We start from the raw sequence: 481 nt of genomic DNA, 5'->3' as shown, positions 1-481 counted from the left end.
CGGCGGGGCGGCGGGGATTGTGGGGCGGCTGCGGGGCTGTGGGGGCTGGTCGCGCCGTTCCCCGCGCCCCCTTCGGGGCGGAGGTGGCGGGTCAGTCCTCGGAGGTGTGCGGGGTGCGGGGGCCGCCCAGTTCCACCGCTGTGCAGCGCCAGCGCAGGTCCGGGCCCTGTTCCAGGCGGAAGGCCATGGCGCGGAGCCGGTCGCCGGCTCCGATGCGGGCGAAGGCCTCCACGGCTCCCGAACGCGGTACGTAGTAGCCGATGTCCCGGACGACGGGGCGTTCGCCGCGGGTGCGGAGCGGGCCGCGTTCGGCGAGGCGGGCCAGTTCGTCGTAGGCGCGGCCCGCGGTGTGCCGGAGCATGCAGTGGACCGGGCGCCGGCCGCTCAGCACCTCGACGAGCCGCTCGGCGAAGAGGTCGGTGGGGCGGGGGCGTACAGGCGATGCGGGCGATGCGGGCGGCGCGGGCGGCTGGGGGCCCCT

Annotated in this window: 1 protein-coding gene; it reads right to left on the bottom strand. The window is 78.0% G+C overall.

What is annotated here, in order from left to right; genetic code table 11:
• Positions 1-91 precede the first annotated feature (91 nt).
• Positions 92-481 (bottom strand): Rv3235 family protein (locus HO151_RS03275; RefSeq protein ID WP_254594678.1); only part of this gene is annotated, 390 nt, incomplete at its 5' end.

It is taken from the genome of Streptomyces sp. 8P21H-1 (assembly GCF_013302945.1).
This window is presented reverse-complemented; position numbering and strand designations above follow the sequence as displayed.